18 protein-coding genes are annotated in these 16,634 nt (G+C 54.3%); 13 read left to right on the top strand and 5 right to left on the bottom strand.

Annotated elements, in window-relative coordinates; genetic code table 11:
• The first annotated feature begins 206 nt into the window (after window positions 1–206).
• From sufB to WCY20_RS05540, 9 genes are all read left to right on the top strand, one after another.
• Window positions 207–1,640, top strand: a complete 1,434-nt coding sequence (sufB, locus tag WCY20_RS05580; RefSeq protein WP_345977669.1) for a Fe-S cluster assembly protein SufB — start codon at window positions 207–209, stop codon at window positions 1,638–1,640.
• Window positions 1,637–2,383 (top strand): Fe-S cluster assembly ATPase SufC, encoded by a 747-nt coding sequence (gene sufC / locus WCY20_RS05575; protein WP_345977667.1) that lies wholly within the window; start codon window positions 1,637–1,639, stop codon window positions 2,381–2,383. Before sufB ends, sufC begins: the two co-directional genes overlap by 4 nt.
• Window positions 2,380–3,570: a SufD family Fe-S cluster assembly protein gene (locus WCY20_RS05570; RefSeq protein WP_345977666.1), complete on the top strand. Its 1,191-nt coding sequence runs from the start codon at window positions 2,380–2,382 to the stop codon at window positions 3,568–3,570. Before sufC ends, WCY20_RS05570 begins: the two co-directional genes overlap by 4 nt.
• On the top strand, window positions 3,567–3,986 hold the full coding sequence (locus WCY20_RS05565; protein ID WP_345977665.1) for a SufE family protein: 420 nt from the start codon (window positions 3,567–3,569) through the stop codon (window positions 3,984–3,986). Before WCY20_RS05570 ends, WCY20_RS05565 begins: the two co-directional genes overlap by 4 nt.
• Window positions 3,983–4,309 (top strand): iron-sulfur cluster assembly protein, encoded by a 327-nt coding sequence (locus WCY20_RS05560; RefSeq protein ID WP_345977663.1) that lies wholly within the window; start codon window positions 3,983–3,985, stop codon window positions 4,307–4,309. Before WCY20_RS05565 ends, WCY20_RS05560 begins: the two co-directional genes overlap by 4 nt.
• Window positions 4,310–4,333: 24 nt before the next feature.
• On the top strand, window positions 4,334–4,960 hold the full coding sequence (gene upp, locus WCY20_RS05555) for a uracil phosphoribosyltransferase (RefSeq protein ID WP_345977661.1): 627 nt from the start codon (window positions 4,334–4,336) through the stop codon (window positions 4,958–4,960).
• 19 nt (window positions 4,961–4,979) lie between these two features.
• Window positions 4,980–5,147, top strand: coding sequence for a hypothetical protein (locus WCY20_RS05550; RefSeq protein ID WP_345977659.1), 168 nt, complete (start codon window positions 4,980–4,982; stop codon window positions 5,145–5,147).
• 173 nt (window positions 5,148–5,320) lie between these two features.
• On the top strand, window positions 5,321–5,758 hold the full coding sequence (locus WCY20_RS05545) for a DoxX family protein (RefSeq protein WP_345977658.1): 438 nt from the start codon (window positions 5,321–5,323) through the stop codon (window positions 5,756–5,758).
• Between the two features lie 2 nt (window positions 5,759–5,760).
• The gene (locus tag WCY20_RS05540; RefSeq protein WP_345977656.1) at window positions 5,761–7,515 is read left to right on the top strand and encodes an FMN-binding glutamate synthase family protein; all 1,755 of its coding nucleotides are present in this window, start codon (window positions 5,761–5,763) and stop codon (window positions 7,513–7,515) included.
• Window positions 7,516–7,564: 49 nt separating this feature from the next.
• On the opposite strand, the gene WCY20_RS05535 is transcribed toward WCY20_RS05540, so the two are convergent.
• Entirely contained in the window at window positions 7,565–7,840 is a 276-nt protein-coding gene (locus WCY20_RS05535; protein ID WP_345977654.1) for a DUF503 family protein, read from the bottom strand.
• Between the two features lies 1 nt (window position 7,841).
• Window positions 7,842–8,342, bottom strand: coding sequence for an RNA 2',3'-cyclic phosphodiesterase (gene thpR, locus WCY20_RS05530; RefSeq protein ID WP_345977653.1), 501 nt, complete (start codon window positions 8,340–8,342; stop codon window positions 7,842–7,844).
• A gap of 89 nt (window positions 8,343–8,431) precedes the next feature.
• Between thpR and WCY20_RS05525 the strand changes: the two genes are divergently transcribed.
• From WCY20_RS05525 to WCY20_RS05510, 4 genes are all read left to right on the top strand, one after another.
• Window positions 8,432–10,060 carry a beta-N-acetylhexosaminidase gene (locus WCY20_RS05525; RefSeq protein WP_345977651.1) on the top strand — a complete coding sequence of 543 codons (1,629 nt, stop codon included), beginning with the start codon at window positions 8,432–8,434 and terminating at the stop codon, window positions 10,058–10,060.
• 71 nt (window positions 10,061–10,131) lie between these two features.
• Window positions 10,132–12,225 (top strand): hypothetical protein, encoded by a 2,094-nt coding sequence (locus WCY20_RS05520; protein ID WP_345977650.1) that lies wholly within the window; start codon window positions 10,132–10,134, stop codon window positions 12,223–12,225.
• Between the two features lie 8 nt (window positions 12,226–12,233).
• Window positions 12,234–12,482, top strand: coding sequence for a hypothetical protein (locus WCY20_RS05515; protein WP_345977649.1), 249 nt, complete (start codon window positions 12,234–12,236; stop codon window positions 12,480–12,482).
• A 102-nt stretch (window positions 12,483–12,584) separates the two neighbouring features.
• A complete protein-coding gene (locus WCY20_RS05510; protein ID WP_345977647.1) occupies window positions 12,585–12,884 on the top strand; it encodes a chorismate mutase in 300 nt (99 codons plus the stop codon).
• 20 nt (window positions 12,885–12,904) lie between these two features.
• On the opposite strand, the gene WCY20_RS05505 is transcribed toward WCY20_RS05510, so the two are convergent.
• The 3 genes from WCY20_RS05505 to WCY20_RS05495 all read right to left on the bottom strand — a co-directional run bounded on the left by WCY20_RS05505 (window position 12,905) and on the right by WCY20_RS05495 (window position 16,632).
• Complete coding sequence (locus WCY20_RS05505; protein ID WP_345977646.1) at window positions 12,905–13,777, bottom strand: GGDEF domain-containing protein; 873 nt, start codon at window positions 13,775–13,777, stop codon at window positions 12,905–12,907.
• A gap of 114 nt (window positions 13,778–13,891) precedes the next feature.
• Window positions 13,892–14,869: a hydrolase gene (locus tag WCY20_RS05500; protein ID WP_345977644.1), complete on the bottom strand. Its 978-nt coding sequence runs from the start codon at window positions 14,867–14,869 to the stop codon at window positions 13,892–13,894.
• Window positions 14,866–16,632 (bottom strand): ABC transporter ATP-binding protein, encoded by a 1,767-nt coding sequence (locus WCY20_RS05495; RefSeq protein WP_345977642.1) that lies wholly within the window; start codon window positions 16,630–16,632, stop codon window positions 14,866–14,868. Before WCY20_RS05495 ends, WCY20_RS05500 begins: the two co-directional genes overlap by 4 nt.
• Window positions 16,633–16,634 lie beyond the last annotated feature (2 nt).

Here is a 16,634-nt window from a genome sequence, read left to right as displayed (position 1 = left end):
ATACTAGACATTTTCTGCATTTCCCAATTTTATACTTTCCTCGTTCCCACGTTTTACGTGAGAATGCATATTTTATTGATAGACTATTCCATCCCTCTCAAAATCAACCTCCACAATCTAAAACTTTCCAACCACCTTTTTTTAATAAGATAATTTTTCTCCTATTTGGAATATAGTGGTTAAAGAGAGACGAAAAAGGAGCAGTTATGGCACAGAAAGATGTTGACCAGCTTGTTTCACAGGAGTACAAGCTCGGCTTTACCGTCGATGTCGAAGAGGACACCGTCGCGCCAGGTCTCAATGACGAGGTCATCCGCTTTATCTCCGCCAAGAAGAAGGAACCGCTTTGGATGACCGAGCTGCGCATCAAGGCGCTGCACCGGTGGCAGAAGATGGAGGAGCCGCAATGGGCGCATCTGCACTACAAGCCCATCGACTACCAGTCCATCTCCTACTTCGCCGCGCCCAAGAAGGCCCCGAACTCGCTCGACGAGGTCGATCCGAACATCCTCGAGGCCTACGACAAGCTCGGCATCCCCCTCGAAGAGCAGAAGATGCTTCAGGGGATCGCCGTCGACGCGGTCTTCGACTCCGTCTCGGTCAAGACCACCTACTCCGAGACGCTGCACGAACTCGGCATTATCTTCTGTTCCATCTCCGAGGCCATCCGCGACCATTCCGAACTGGTGCAGGAGTACCTCTTCTCCGTCGTCCCCATGAGCGACAACTTCTTCGCCGCGCTCAACGCCGCCGTCTTTACCGACGGCACCTTCGTCTATGTCCCCAAAGGGGTGCGCTGCCCGATGGAGCTCTCGACCTATTTCCGCATCAACGCGCAGAACACCGGGCAGTTCGAGCGCACCCTCATCATCGCCGAGGAGGGGAGCTACGTCTCCTACAACGAGGGGTGCTCCGCTCCGCAGCGCGACGAGAACCAGCTCCACGCCGCGGTGGTCGAGCTGATCGCCAAGAAAGACGCCGAGATCAAGTACTCGACGATACAGAACTGGTACCCCGGCGACGAGAACGGCGAAGGGGGCATCTTCAACTTCGTCACCAAGAGAGGTCTCTGCGAAGGCGAGAACTCCAAGATCTCATGGACGCAGGTCGAGACCGGCTCTTCCATCACCTGGAAGTACCCGAGCTGCATCTTACGGGGAGACAACTCGGTCGGCGAGTTCTACTCCGTCGCGATCACGACGCTGGCGCAGCAGGCCGACACGGGGACCAAGATGATCCATGTCGGCAGGAACACCCGCTCGACGATCATCTCGAAAGGGATCTCCGCGATGCACGGCCAAAACAGCTACCGCGGGCTCGTCAAGGTCGGTGCCAAGGCCGAAGGGGCACGCAACTTCAGCCAGTGCGACAGCCTGCTGATAGGACCGGAGTGCGGGGCACACACCTTCCCCTACCTCGAGTCCCGCAACGCGAGTGCCGTCATCGAGCACGAGGCGACCACCTCGAAGATCAGCGACGAACAGCTCTTCTACCTGCGAAGCCGCGCCATCGGGGAGGAGGACGCCGTCTCCATGATCGTCCACGGCTTCTGCAAGGAGGTCTTCAGCCAGCTGCCGATGGAGTTTGCGGTTGAAGCCAAAGAGCTGCTCAATCTAACCCTGGAAGGAAGTGTAGGATGATGGATATACAAAAGCTGACCGTCGATATCGGCGGCAAGACGATTCTGAACGGGCTTGACCTCAATGTCGAGAAGGGAACGGTACATGCCATCATGGGGCTCAACGGTTCCGGCAAATCCACCCTCTCTAAGGCCATCGTCGGCCACTATGACGTCAAGGTGACCGGCGGGGAGATCCGCTACAAAGGCAGGAGCATCCTCGAGACGGAACCGGAGCAGCGCGCTCTGGAGGGGATCTTTCTGAGCTTTCAGAACCCCATCGAGATAGCGGGTGTCAACAACGCCTACTTTCTGCGGACCGCCGTCAACGCCAAACGCGAGTACGAAGGCAAAAAGGCGCTCAACGCCGCTGAGTTTCTCAAGCTGATGCGCGAGAAGGTCGCAGAGCTCGGCATGAAACCCGAGATGATCCAGCGTTCTCTGAACGAGGGGTTCTCCGGCGGCGAGAAGAAGCGCAACGAGATCCTGCAGATGGAGATGCTCGAACCCGAGCTGATCATCCTCGACGAGATCGACTCCGGGCTCGACATCGACGCCCTCAAAGCCGTTGCCGAAGGGATCAACCGCATGAAGAACGGCGAGCGCAGCTTTATCATCATCACCCACTACAGCCGTATCCTAGACTACATCGACCCCGATTTCATCCACGTCCTTCAAGACGGCAGGATCGTCAAGACGGGCGGCGCAGAACTGGTCAAGGTCCTGGAAGCGGAAGGGTACAAGGGTATTAAGGAGTCCTCATGAGACCCTCGGAACTAAGCGGACAGAGTCTGGCCGGACTGCGCAGCTGTCTCGATTTTGACAGCAGCAAGGAGGCCGTAGCCAAACGCTTTTTGGAGCTCGGCATTCCCGGCAACAAGACCGAACAGTACCGTCATTTTTCCGTCAAGCCGCTGCTGGCCGACGACTATACCCTGGCCGCGCCTGAGCAGCCGAAACCGCCTCTCAAAGAGAAGATCCTCGAGATCAGAGACGGCGTCGTCACCGCCGTACCGGAAGATGTCAATGTCTCGTTCCAGACAGGGTTTGAACCCGACATAACGCATTTCGACGCGCTTTACCACCTCTCCCACCTCCTCTCGCCGCACTGCATCGTCCTGAGCATCGAAAACGACATCGACCTTACCATCGTGCACCGTCTCGAGAGGCAGAACACCCTCATCCCCTGCCGCATCGTCATCAGGACCGCACCGGAGTGCCGGGCAACGGTATACGAGAGCTTCGAGAACGCCGGCAGCGGCGGCTCGCTGCTGCTCTACGGTCTGGACGTGCATGTCGGCGAAGCGGGTGCACTGACCTGGATCCGCAACCAGAGCGCCGGGGAGAACGATGCCGCGGTGATCGGTTCGCACCGCTACGACGTCGGCTCCCGGGCCGAAATGACGCTGCAGACCTTCGACTTCGGCAGCGGCATCGCCCTGCACCTCTACAAGAACGACCTCTCAGACCATACCGTTGCGATGCTCTCCCACCTCCTCTTTGCATCGGGCAGAGCGCACCGCGGCAATGTCGTCAACCTGCGCCATAACGGCATTTCCGCCAAAAGCGTGCATCTGGCGAAATCGATCCTCAAAGAGAACGCCGCCGGCATCTTTGACGGGCGCATCCGTGTCGGCCACGGGGCCCGTTACGCCGCTGCAAGGCAGAACTCCAAAGCGATCCTGCTTAACGATAACGCTTTTATGGAGGCCAAGCCGCAGCTGGAGATCTACACCGACGAGCTCGAAGCCTCGCACGGCGCCACCACCGGCCAGCTCGACGAGGCGGCCCTCTTCTATCTCCGTTCGCGCGGCATCGGCCTCGAGGAGGCGCGCAAGATGCTGATCCTAGCCTTTGCCAACGAGATGATCGAAGAGGTAGAAGACGAAAAAGCGGCGGAGGCGATCCGAAGTGCGTTTGAATCCGCCTACTACCAAAAGGAGATATCATGACCATGTCAGAACAGGTAAAAGCCTACAAAGCCGACCTCGACCTTTTTGAAGACAACAACGCCAAGATGGAGTACATCCTCGACTTCGGCCACGATGCACCGACGATCGATCAGGAGTTCAAGTGCGACGAGAACATCATCAAAGGGTGTTCCTCGCTCGCCTGGCTCCACAAGAGCTTTGACGGCGAAAAGATACACCTTGAAGCCGAGGGCGACTCCATCATTGCCAAGGGGATGCTGGTGATGCTGCTGGGCATCTTCAACGACCGCACCCCCGACGAGATCCTTTCCTTCGACCCCAACGAGCTCAAGGAGATGGGTATTATGGAGCTGCTGAGCCCCGTGCGCCAGCAGGGGCTGGAGGCCTTCTTGAAGGTCATCTACGGCTACGCCAGGGAATGCAAGGAGCAGCAATGACCTACGGCCCCCTGATGGACAGGATCGTCGAAGAGCTCAAAAAGATCTACGACCCCGAGATCCCGGTCAACATCTTCGACCTCGGACTGATCTACGGCATCGACTGCAATGAGAGCGGCAACGGGACAAAATGCGTCGTCAAGATGACCCTCACCTCGGCGGCCTGCCCGGTCAGCGAGTCGCTGGTCGACCAGGTGCGCAACATCGGTTACATCCTCGATGACTATCCGCAGCTGACGGTCGAACCCGACCTCGTTTTTGAGCCGCCATGGAGTCCGGAGAAGATGAGTATTGAAGCAAAACTGCAGCTCGGCATGCTGTAAGTTGCGCTGTATTATAATAGCTGCATGTTGTATGAACTCAAATCACATCTAAGCACCCACCTGATCAACACGCTGCGCGACAGCCGTATTGATGCGCTGGTCTTCAGACAGACAATAAAAACACTCAGCATCCTGCTCGCCGATGCGGCGCTTCAGGAAGATGCCCTCCAAAACGAGACCTTCCCGACATGGGAAGGCGAAAAGACCTACAAGAAGTTTGACGAGAACAACCTCCTGATCGTCACCGTCCTGCGTGCCGGGCTGCCGATGCTCGAAGCGATGATGGACCTCTTCCCTAAGGCAGAGGCGGGTTTTCTCGCGATCAAACGCGACGAGACCACCCACCAGTCCAAACTCTACTACGACCGCGTCCCCGACTGCAAAGGCAAGCATCTGATCTTCGTCGACCCGATGGTCGCGACCGGCGGTTCGCTGATCGACGCGATGGAACTGCTCAAAGACAGGGGCGCACGCCAGATCACCTCGCTCAATATCATCGGTGCGCCGGAAGGGCTGGAACGCATACAGCAGAAGTACCCGCAGCTTGACATCTATATCGCACAGGTCGACGAGCGCCTCAATGAGAACAAGTACATCGTTCCCGGGCTCGGCGACGCCGGCGACAGAGCGTACAACACCCCTGAAGAGTAAACACCAAAAAAGGAGACCTATGCAAGTCGACATACTTATTTCCAACGTCAAACATGATCTTGTCGCCGAGATACACAAGTATTTAAACGAGGGATGGGAGCTCAGAGGCGAGCTGATCGTCACGGCCTATCCCGAATACGAAGAGGAGCAGTTCCAGTACACCCAGATGGTGGTCAAGAAGGGGTAAAGCAACGTGCCCTTCTGGCGTTTTTTTTCGCCCACCCCTACTCCCGCCGATCGTCCCTTCAGGCATTCATCCTACCCTCATGGCTTACTATGATCCGACCGAATGTGCCCGCATCACATACATATGCTATTAAAACTGGTTATACTTGAATACACGATATGTAAGGAGCAACCATGCGTCTTATCCAGTTTTACCGTGAGTTTTCGCGTCTGAGCGAATACACCCATTCGCTTACGCTTCTGTTCGCACGATTTGCGATAGCCTACGGGTTTTATGATCCCGCCATGATGAAATGGAACGACCTGGATGCCGTAGCCGAATGGTTCGGTTCCATGGGTATCCCTTTTCCGCTGCTCAGTGCCTACCTTGCCGCCTCCATGGAGACCGCCGGCGTTGTCCTGCTCATATTGGGGCTCTTTACCCGTTTTATCTCGATTCCGCTCATCATCGTCATGATCGTTGCCATCTTTACCGTACACCTGCACAACGGCTTTTCGGCAGGCAACAACGGTTTTGAGATCCCCCTGTACTTTATGCTCTTTCTGTTCATCTTCTTTTCACAGGGTGCCGGACGGTTCAGTCTCGATCGTCTCTTTTTTGACAAGAAGTGACCATGGAAGCCCTGCGTAATTTTGCTGCCTCTTTTAACAGCTACGACTTTCCGATCCTGATGTTTCTGCTCAAGGCGGTCGCTGTCGTCCTGCTGGTCATGGCCCTGTTGACACTGGTCTACGACCGTTTTTTTCAGCGCCATGACCAGCTGCTCATTAACTTTCCCCTGATCGGCCGTATGCGCTATTTTTTCTACCTGCTGCGCGACCCGATGCGCCAGTATTTTGGCGATGAGAAGTTTTACGAATCCTTTGACAAGGTTAAATGGGTCTATGATGCGGCCGAACGCCGCTCGGCCTACGCCTCCTTCTCCCCCGGGCAGCCGCAGAGCTCGGCACGCCTCTCGATAAAAAACGCGAACTGTGTTTTAAATACGAACGATGTCAGCGACCACTTTTCCGTTACCTTCGGCAGCGGCCTCAAATACCCTTTTACGACCCGCTCGGTCTTTGGGCGCAGTGGCATGAGTGACGGCGCCATCTCCCCCGAGGGGACGCGGGCTTTTTCCAAAGGCGCATTTTTGGGGCAGTTCCCCATCAATACCGGGGAAGGCAGTCTCACCTCCAACTTTTTCTATACCCATGCCTTTAAAGAGGAGAACCGCCGCTACCTTGAGGTCAAAGAGGGGACGATATTTGCAAAAACGGTCTACCGGCTCATAAAGTTCCTGCTGAACCCTTCTGCTGCCCAGCGTGTCTACCGCCATATGGTCATCGATTCGCCCGACGAGGACGCCTATCTTTTCGACGAAGCGGCCCTGCTCTGTTTCCGTATCGACTGGCAGGCCCCTCTCGGCGCCTTTCCCGAGAGTGTCCCCGACGATCTGCCCGACATCATCTTTCAGATGGGCAGCGGACTCTACGGCGTACGCGATCATGAAGGGAAGTTCGATGCGCTTCGTTACCAGAAGGTAATGCGTTTTGCCAAAATGACAGAGATCAAGATGGCCCAGGGGGCCAAACAGACAGGCGGCAAACTTCTGGCGGACAAGGTGAGCCACGCCATCGCCTACTATCGCGGGGTCGCACCGCACCAGGACCTCTTCAGCCCCAACCAGTTCCCCTTTGCGCACGACCTTGAGGAGCTCTTCGATTTCATAGGGCGCCTGAAATCCCTCAGCGACAAACCCGTCGGCGTCAAGATCGTCATCTCCTCAAAAGAGAACTTTGACGAATACGCCGCGTTGATCGCACAGCGCATCAAAGAGGGTTCCCGCGCCTACCCCGACTTCATCACCATTGACGGTGCCGACGGCGGCAGCGGTGCGGCACCGCTCGAGATGATGATGAGCGTGGGCATGACCATTGCAAAAGCCCTCTACATCGCGGACAACACACTCAAAGAGGCAGGTGTCAGAGAGAGGGTCAAATTGATCGCCAGCGAGAAGGTGCTGACACCGGACGATGCCATTGTCCTTTTCGGCATCGGTGCCGATTACATCGCGATCGCCCGCGCCTTTATGATGAGCGCCGGCTGCATCCGGGCCAGGGAGTGTTCCGGGGCGCACGGACGCCACTGCCCCGTAGGACTCGCAACCCAGGACCGCTCGAAACGGGCCTCGTTCCTGGTCGAGCAGAAAGCAGAGAATGTCGCCTCCTATCATGCGCAGCTGCTCAGCGGTATCCGCGGGCTGCTGGCCGTTGCGGGGCTGAGCTCACTCGGGTCGCTGAACAGAAAGCACCTTATTTTCAAAGACCATACCGGCAAGACCTATCAGAATGCCGATATCTATTTTGAAGAGATGCTTTCGCAATGAGAAGCGGCCTTATACACAGCGGCTCCATGCTCTGCTTCGAAGGGAGCCTCTACAGCTCTTCATGATCGATCTCTATCGTGTATTCGGGAAAGAGACTCACAAGCGCGTTTTCTATCCTGTCGCGGTAGCGTGCAGATTCGAGTGCACTCGGCGACAAAAACACAAAGGCGATGTCAGCCTCTCTGGCATACTCGCCGCTGATATCCATCACCGACACGTTGAAGGTCTTCAACTTCTCCTTGAACTTATTCAGCACGCTGCGGCGCCCTTTTAACGAACTGACGTCGTAGAGGTCCAGATGAAGTGTGCAGCTGCAGATGACCATCCTAATACCTCCTGATCTCGCTGTATTTTGCGCCCTCGGGTTGCAGCGTGCTCTGCATCAGCAGGGGGTGCGCGCCCAGAACGCCGATCCTGCAGTCGCGGTAGCCTTCCAGCGCCTCATCGAACTTCGCCTCGTCGACGATCCTTTTGAACCGCATCAGCGTCACATGCCCGACAAAAGGCCGCCTCACCGGCAGCTCGAAAAAGGTGTTCACCTCTTCGTAGAGCGCCTCCAGGGAGGGGTTCTCCACAGTGGCAAAGAGGATCTTCTTTCGGACAAAACAGCCCATCCCGCCGATGATCGAAGGGGTAAGCGTCATCTTCAGAGAAGAGAGCTTCTCTTCCAACGCTTCCGGATCGTCCACCCTGCCGAAAAAGCTGAGCGTCAGATGGAGGTTTGCGGGCGGGACCCAGCGCCCCTCGAGGGCCTCTGCGAAATCGTTCTGTATCGCTTCGTAGTCGTCCAGTATTGCCGGCAGTGCCAAAAAAAGTCGATTTTTCATGATCTAGTATAACACTTTTAGAGAGCGGTTCCAATAAAACCCTGCAACGCACGGTTCCTCTCTGCCGGGTAAAATGCTACAATCTCCCTATGAAAGCTTCTGTTGCGATTTTCCTTCTGTTATGGCTCTTGTCCGCATCTGCCCCGGCAGCCGTCGACACCATCATTCCAAGGCCGATGCACCTGCAAAAAGGGGACGGCGCATTTCTTCTGACAAAAGAGACGCGTTTCTTCTTAGAGACGCCCCTCGCAGAAAATTCCCTCGACTACCTGCAGAAGCAGCTCTCTCTCAACGCCGGCTTTACCCTCGGCAAAGCAGCGAAAGCCGAAGAAAGCACCCTGCTCTTCAGACACAGTACCGGGCTCGGGAATGAGGCCTACCGGCTTCAGGTCACCCCGGAACGGGTCACCCTGGAGGCAGAGAGCGAAGCCGGCTTTTTCTATGCGATGATGAGCCTGATGCAGCTCCTTCCGCCGGCGATATGGGCTCAGGAAAAAACGGATCTGCCCGTAAAGGTGTGGCCTCTCAGCGCCTGCACGATAGAGGACGCGCCCCGCTTTGCATGGCGGGGCATGATGCTGGACAGTTCGCGCAACTTTTTCTCCAAGGACTATGTCAAAACGTTCATCGACCGTCTGGCGCAGCACAAGATCAACACCTTCCACTGGCACCTGACCGACGACGAGGGGTGGCGGATCGAGATCAAAAAGTACCCGCTGCTTACGCGGATAGGCGCCCGGCGCGGTCCGGGGACCAAGCTGCCGTTCTCTCTCTACCCCGCGATGCGCGGCCCGAAAGAGGAAGTTCAGGAGGGGTACTACACCCGGGAGGACATCAGGGAGATCGTGGCGTACGCCGAAAAACGCAGTGTCCGCATCCTCCCCGAGATCGACATCCCCGGCCATGCCAAGGCCGCTGTAACGGCCTACCCAAAGCTTCTGCAGGAGCCGCATGACAAGAGCCGCTACACCTCGGTGCAGAAGATCAGCAACAACACGATCGATGCAGGCCTTGAGAGCAGCTACATCTTTCTCGACAATGTCATCAGGGAGGTCGCCGCCCTTTTCCCCTTCGGCTACATCCACCTCGGCGGCGACGAGATACCGAAGGGGGCATGGCGGCAGTCGCCCGCCGTCGCCCGGCTGATGCAGAGAGAGGGGCTGAAAAACACCAGAGAGGTGGAGGGCTATTTTTTCCGCCGCATGGATGCTATCCTGGCCAAGTATGAGCGCAAGATGGTCGCGTGGCAGGAGGTCGGAGCCCACAGCGGGCTGCGTGACGATACCATCATCATGGCGTGGCGCGGTGACGGTGCCGGCATCAAAGCGGCAAAGAACCGCCGAAACGTGGTGATGGCACCGGCACAGCATCTCTACTTCGATCAGCAGTATGTCAGAAAAAAAGGCGAACCCGGCCATACCTGGGCCGGTCCGACCGATACAAAAGATGCCTACGCCTACAGACCGCTCCCCGCAACATTGCCGCCCGGACAGGCCTCGTTTGTTCAGGGGGTTCACGGCTGCCTCTGGTCCGAGACGGCGCTGAACGAGAGCATTGCGGACTACCTTGCATGGCCCCGCATCTTTGCCCTTGCGGAAATCGGCTGGAGCGATGAAAAAAGACGCGACTGGAGAGAGTTTAAACGCCGGGCTTTCACTGCAGGCATCCGGCGTCTTGAAGCGCAGAAAATCAACTACAGAAGATCTAAAAAACATTAAATATCACAATTTTATTACGCTGACAGCTTCCTATAACTATAATATTTTATTATTTTACAGAAGGCCTGTTTTTGCATAAGATACTGCTACCGATCATCTGTTTCACGGCTTCGCTTTTCGCCTTTGACACCCGCACCCATGTCTGGATAGCCCAGGAGGTACTCAACGATCTTGCCGACGACGGCAAGATCACTATCGCACCCTTCGGCGAGTTCGATGTGGATCCGGCACTCTCCGATGCCATCTTGCAGAACAGACGCATCTACCGTATGGCCAATATCGGCCCGGACGGCTTCCCCGATGTCATCGGCGGACAGGTCACGGTCCACCCCGGTCTTGAAGAGGGCTACATTGATGACGATACGGCAACATTAGTTCAGGGCTGGAAGAGCGACACCTGGTTCAAATGGGTGCTTCAGCACGCACAGACACCGCAGGAAAGAGCTTTTGCCTACGGTTATCTGGCCCACGGTGCGGCGGATGTTTTTGCCCACACCTATGTCAACATGTACTCCGGCGACATCTTTGACATGAACGATGGCGAGACCGACGTGGAAAAACGGCATATCTTCCTGGAGAAGTTTATCAGCGACAGGCTGCCTCCCTTTAAAAACGTGCAGGGCGAGACGATCGGAGAGGCCCATGCGCTTGTCGCCGTTGACGACGAGCTCCCGGTCGGCTTCATCAAAGAGACGCTTTTGATGAACGAAGAGGTTGCAGCGCAGTATGCCCTTTCAGGCACGGCCAACTACCTTGCCAAGATGTACGAATTCCGCCAGAAGATCGCACAACTCGATGATGATGACACCGAGACAACGCTCGCCGATGATCTGGCGCTTGCCCAACAGGAGTGCAGCAGCGACTGGTACCCGGGGAAGTACCTCTTCTCCATTTTCACCTCTCAGGATGAGGCCTGCCAGCAACAGACCTTCCTCAGCCAAAAGCTTGAGGATCTCAACAGCATAAAAGCGCAATTCACTCTCAGTGGTTATAGTTTCAAAGACGCGTGGCTGAAGCAGGTCGACCATGCCGTTGATGCGTACATCAAGACGAGTTCACGAATGAACCGCGGATTTATGGAGCTTGAGAGCGACACCTACTCCGAGCTCTCGGAGTGGATCACCTGTTACGGCACCTCGTTTACAGACCCGACGACAATCGGCGCCAGGGCTGTTGAAAACGGCTGTGCCGTCTCCGGTCAGATCTCCTCAGAACTTGCCTTTCTGGACGATGTAGAGGAGAAGACCAACTTCACACTTCTCTCCGGACTTAAAAGCGAGGTCAAGACCCTCTCAGCCGGACTTGGTGCCGAGATCGTCGATCTTGTCGGTGTGGCCGCATTGGAGATCGTAACGGTAAGGGAGCAGGCGGTGAGCGAAGCCTCTCTGAATGAACAGTTCGGCCTCGATCAGAGCGAGAAGCACCTTCTGCTGATCGACGATATTGCGCAGCGGGTCAAAATCGAGATGGCGCTGAACATGAACGGCGAGCTTAACCCGCAGATGTACCATGTCCTCTATAATGCGGTGGTATTGAGCAAACTGACCCTTCTTGATGCGCAACAGTTGAATGAACTTATCAACCGTGCCGGTATCGCAGCAGGCTACCGGTTCGTCGCCTCGGCGGACGAACCCTTCAACATTCTTTTCAACAGCACCAAGACCATCGACGGTAACCATCAGTGGTTGTTCCAGGCCCCGCCCTATCCCCGCAGAGAAGGTTTTGATGACACCACAGCCCATTTTTACGGCTACCCTAACGACGATCTGCACGGGTTTAAACTTTTTGAATCCCAAGACCTTCGCTTCGGCGTCTTCAACAAGATCTTTAAAGGGCCGCTCTCCCTGGGGCTGGAGACGCCCGGAGTCATTCATCAAACGGCCGTTCTTGCCGACGGCTACCCTTTCGTCTCCTGTGCCGAAAACCCTTTTCCTGACGGTGTTGATGACAAACGCTGTGATACCTTTGCTCTCGATACGGGTGCTGCAGCAACACTGCCAGAAGGGCAGGAAAGCTGGTGGGATAGTTTTCTACGCTATCTGAAAGATGTTATCCTGGCCTACTTCTATGATCTTGTGGGCGAAGAGAACATCATCGCGACCACCGAGACGAATGAGACGATTGAGATCATCACGACCGTACCCGACAGCGGTATTACATTTTAGGAGATCATATGAATTATGCCTATCTGCTTTTAACCCTGCTTTTCATCGGCTGCGGCGAGGCAACGGATGAGACAAAAACCCGTGCAGACACCGTTGCAATAGAGATGGAGCCCGGCAAAAGCTATCGCGTCTACCGCGGAGATCAGCTTGTCAAAACGTCAGACGACGCCAAGATATCTATTGCCAAGACCATCCAGGAGAATGAGACGGTCGTTGTACTTCTGGAAGGAAGTGCGCAGATCATACCTGCCAGGTGAAAACGTCGCTTTCATCTCATCCACTCCTCTTTTTTCTTAGCTCTTCTCAAGTAAAGAGGAGCTATTATAAAAAATAAATATAGAACTATCAAGGTAACCAGAATGGAATTAAAAACATGTCATACGTTACAGGAAGTACGTACCGAGATCGATAAACTCGACGACCAGATCGTGGAGCTTATCGGTGCCCGCAACAGCTATATCAAGCAGGCGGCAAAATTCAAAAATACGGTGGAAGAGGTCAAAGATCCCAAACGCATCGACGAGGTGATGACCAAGATACGCCACAAAGCCTTGACACTCGGTATGTCACCGAACCTGCTTGAAGAGATCTATACGATCATGATCAACGAGATGGTAGAGTCGGAGATCTCCGAGTTCAGAAACGCCAACGTTTTTTAAGACTGTTCTTTAACGTCCTGCTAAAGCAGGACGCTTTTATCACGCCCCGCTTTTTTTGCATCATAAAGGGCCTTGTCCGCACGTTCCATAATCAACATTGCATCTTTGTCGTCGCTTTCATATCCGCTGACACCCAGACTAACGGTGAAATAGATATTGGTATGGTCCGTCCTGATATGAATATTTTTCACGGCATAACGGATCTTCTCCGCTACTTTCAGAGCACCTTTCTTGCCGGTTTGGGGTAAAAGCACGATAAACTCGTCCCCGCCCCAACGGCTGAAAATATCCCCTTCGCGCAGAAGGGAGGCGACCTCTTTTGTAAACATTTTCAATACCAGGTCGCCGAAAAAATGGCCATGCTTGTCATTGATCTCTTTGAAATTATCCAGATCGATCGTGATCAAAGAGAGATCCTTCCTGTAACGTTTGGCATTGGCAAACTCACGTTTGAGCTCAATATCAAAGACCCGTCGGTTCATGACACCGGTCAGATCATCAATGCTTGCCAGCTCGATCAGTTTTTTCTTAACATCTTCGTTATATTTGATCCATTTGATAATCGCCACGATAACAAAACCGAAGCCGACCAGACGGAAAAGATCTTCGAGGGTGGTTACCTCTGAAACGGGGTAGGCATAAACCTTCTCCATCGTACTCATAAAAAGGGAGACATAGACAAACGTAAAGCCGGCCATCAGATAGTAATAGACCTCTTCAACATCTATGATCTTCTGCACGATAAAAAGAGCGAGCAGCATAATGATCGTAATGCTGCCATACAGCGCAAGACCGAAATAATCTATATCGGTATTCAATTCATAAAAACCGCCGTCTGACATCATAAATAAAATCGATAGTACCAGCACGAAAACCGGATAGATATATTTCAATTTAATCCTTTACTATAGAGAACAGATATCTTTGATAAGTGCTTTTCTTTCTTAATGGAAAGATTATAGACATATTTCTTTGATAGACGTCTTACAGGACCCTATAAAGGGCGTTCAATCTAACAAATGGTTACCAAAAAAGTCGGGTATGCGCTTTTCAAGCCAAAATAAGGGCCTCCCGATACTCCCTCCGACAAATCCGACATGACCGCCATTACGGCTCACTTCCATCACTATCTCTGGCGGTAAAGCGCTCTCATTCGGCAATACACTCGGCGGCATAAACGGATCATCCAGAGCGTGGATGACCAGAGTCTTTTTTGCAATCTTGAAGAGGTAATCATATCCGCTCGACTTTTCATAGTACTCTGCAGCGCCGTTGAAACCGTGAATGGGGCCGGTAAAGAGATCGTCGTATTCCCAAAAGCTCTTTATATGGTAGACATCCTCTTTTTTCAACCCGATAAGTTTCGCATAGTCATGCCGATCAAACTTTTGAAGCAGGCTCTTTTTAAGATCATCCACCAACAGTTTTTGGTAAAAACGCGACACTCCCCTGTTCATAAAATCGGCCGTCTGTTCCAGACGGATCGGCGCCGAGACGCTGACGGCCGCAAAAAGAGGCGATGCGTCGCCGAGTTCGCCCTGAAGTTTGATCAGCATATTGCCGCCGAGCGAATAGCCGACAGCACCGATTTTCCGACCGGGGTACGCTCTGACAAGGTAGCCCAGAAACGCTTTGGCATCCCCCGTCTCACCGCTGTGATAGGCCCGCGCTAAACGGTTGGGCTCCTTGAAACAGCCCCGAAAATGCATCACGACCGAATTAAAACCGCTTCGATCGAGCGCTTCCATCATCCTGAAGGCGTAAGGCGAACGGACCGAACCCGCCAGCCCGTGAAAGATGACGATCAGAGGACGAATATCTAGCGACGGCAGCTGATGCCAGGCCAGGTCGAGGAAGTCGCCGTCCGCAAGCTCGAAGACTTCATGGACAAAACGTGCTTCTCTTTTTCTGTTCAACAGGGAGGGCAGAACCGTCTGGAGGTGGGCATTGGAGAACCCCTTCATCGGGCTGAAAGAGGAGTTCACCGCTGTTCTTTGACGAATTGATGGTAATGCCCCTTCTCGGCGAGCAGCTCTTTCGGGGTCCCCGACTCGACAATGCGCCCCTCGTTCAGAACATAGATGTAATCCGCGTGTTCCACGCTGCTGAGGCGGTGGGCAATGATCAGCATGCTTTTGCCCTCCAGAAAATCACACAGCGAGGTAAAGAGATTTTTTTCGGTATGAACATCGAGCGCCGAGGTCGATTCATCCAGAATGACGAGATTCGGCCGATGGACCAGCATTCTTGCGATCGCCAGACGCTGGCGCTCCCCGCCGGAGAGGCGGACGCCCTCTTTACCGATCATCGTATCGAGCCCCTTGTTCAGTTTTTCAAGAACCGTGTCAAGCTGTGCGATGCTGATCGCCTCATAGAGCCTCTTCTCCTCTACCTCTCTGCCCAGGGTGAGATTGTTCCTCAGCGTATCGTTGAACATGCGCGGCGACTGCAGGACAAGGGCGATGTGCTCGCGGAGCTGGTCCAGGCCTATCTCGTCAATAGGGATATCATCGACATAGACTTTCCCCTTCTCGTTGGCGTAGAGCCCCAGGATGATCTGTGCCAGGGTGCTTTTGCCGCTTCCACTGGAGCCCAGGAGCGCCACCGTTTTGCCTTTCGGTATCTCCATGGAGATATCATGCAGCACCTCTTTTTCGCCGTACGAGAAAGAGACATTCTCCAGCCTAAGCGTGTTGGTCTCACGCTCTTTGAAAGGGTTGTGAAGATGCGCAAACTGCGGTTCCTGTTTCAAAGCCAGCAGTTTATTAAGACGTTCCAGTGCGCTGTTGGCATTTTGATACGAGAAGATGATCTGCAAAAAGTCCTGCAGCGGCGTCACCATAAACCAGAGGTAGCCCAGTACCGCGAACATCTCGCCAAGAGAGAGGTTCGAAAACAGCACCATCAGCATTGCGGTGGCACGAAAGAACTCAAAGCCTGACAAAAAGACGAAACCCGAAAGCTGCCCTGCCGCCTCGCTTTTCCAGCCGAACGCGGTCGAGGCCTCTTTGATCGCTTTCGCATTGGCGATCATCTTTTTGATGTAGTGTTTCTCCTGGTTAAAGGCCCGGATCTGCACGAAGAGATCCAGCGTCTCGCTCAGATCATTCTGAAAGTGCTCCACTTTCTGGTTCTCCGTCGCTTTGAGCTTTCGGACACGGCGCCCAAGATAAACCGTAAGCCCCAGAACCAGCGGGTTGATCAGCAGGATGATCAACCCCAGCTTCCAGTTGATATAAAGCAAAATAACCGCAATACCGGTGAGCGAGAAGAGCGACACGGCGAACTTGGAGATGCTGACGCCGATGAAAGCATCGATCGTGTCGATATCGGTCACCATCTTGGCGCTCACGCCCCCGCCGCCGAGCGCCTCATACTCGGCAACCGATACTTTTTCCAAATGACTCAGAAGCCGTTTACGGATGGTGTAGATAATAGCTTTTGAGAGCCCGATAAAAAGACGCAGCTGTATGACGTTGAGCAGCAGATAGAGCAGACGCAGACCCAGAGTGACGCCGAGCACGATCAGGATGTAGTAGTAGGGCTGGCTCGGGTCGAACAGGAACTTGATCGCGGCGACCAGCTCCGCCGGCTTGTTCAGGATGATCTGATCGATGAGCAGCGGAAAAAGAAGCGGAACAGGCAGGGAGACCAAAACGGCGAAAAGCGCGACAAATTGCGCCAAGATTATCTTAAAACGATAAGGCTTCGCTTCCTCGAGAAGGGTCTTCCATGTAATAGCCTGCATGA

It is taken from the genome of Sulfurimonas sp. HSL3-7 (assembly GCF_039645985.1).
Taxonomy (GTDB): domain Bacteria; phylum Campylobacterota; class Campylobacteria; order Campylobacterales; family Sulfurimonadaceae; genus Sulfonitrofixus; species Sulfonitrofixus jiaomeiensis.
Note: the sequence above shows the minus strand (reverse complement) of the source record. Positions and strands in the feature narration are given on the sequence as shown.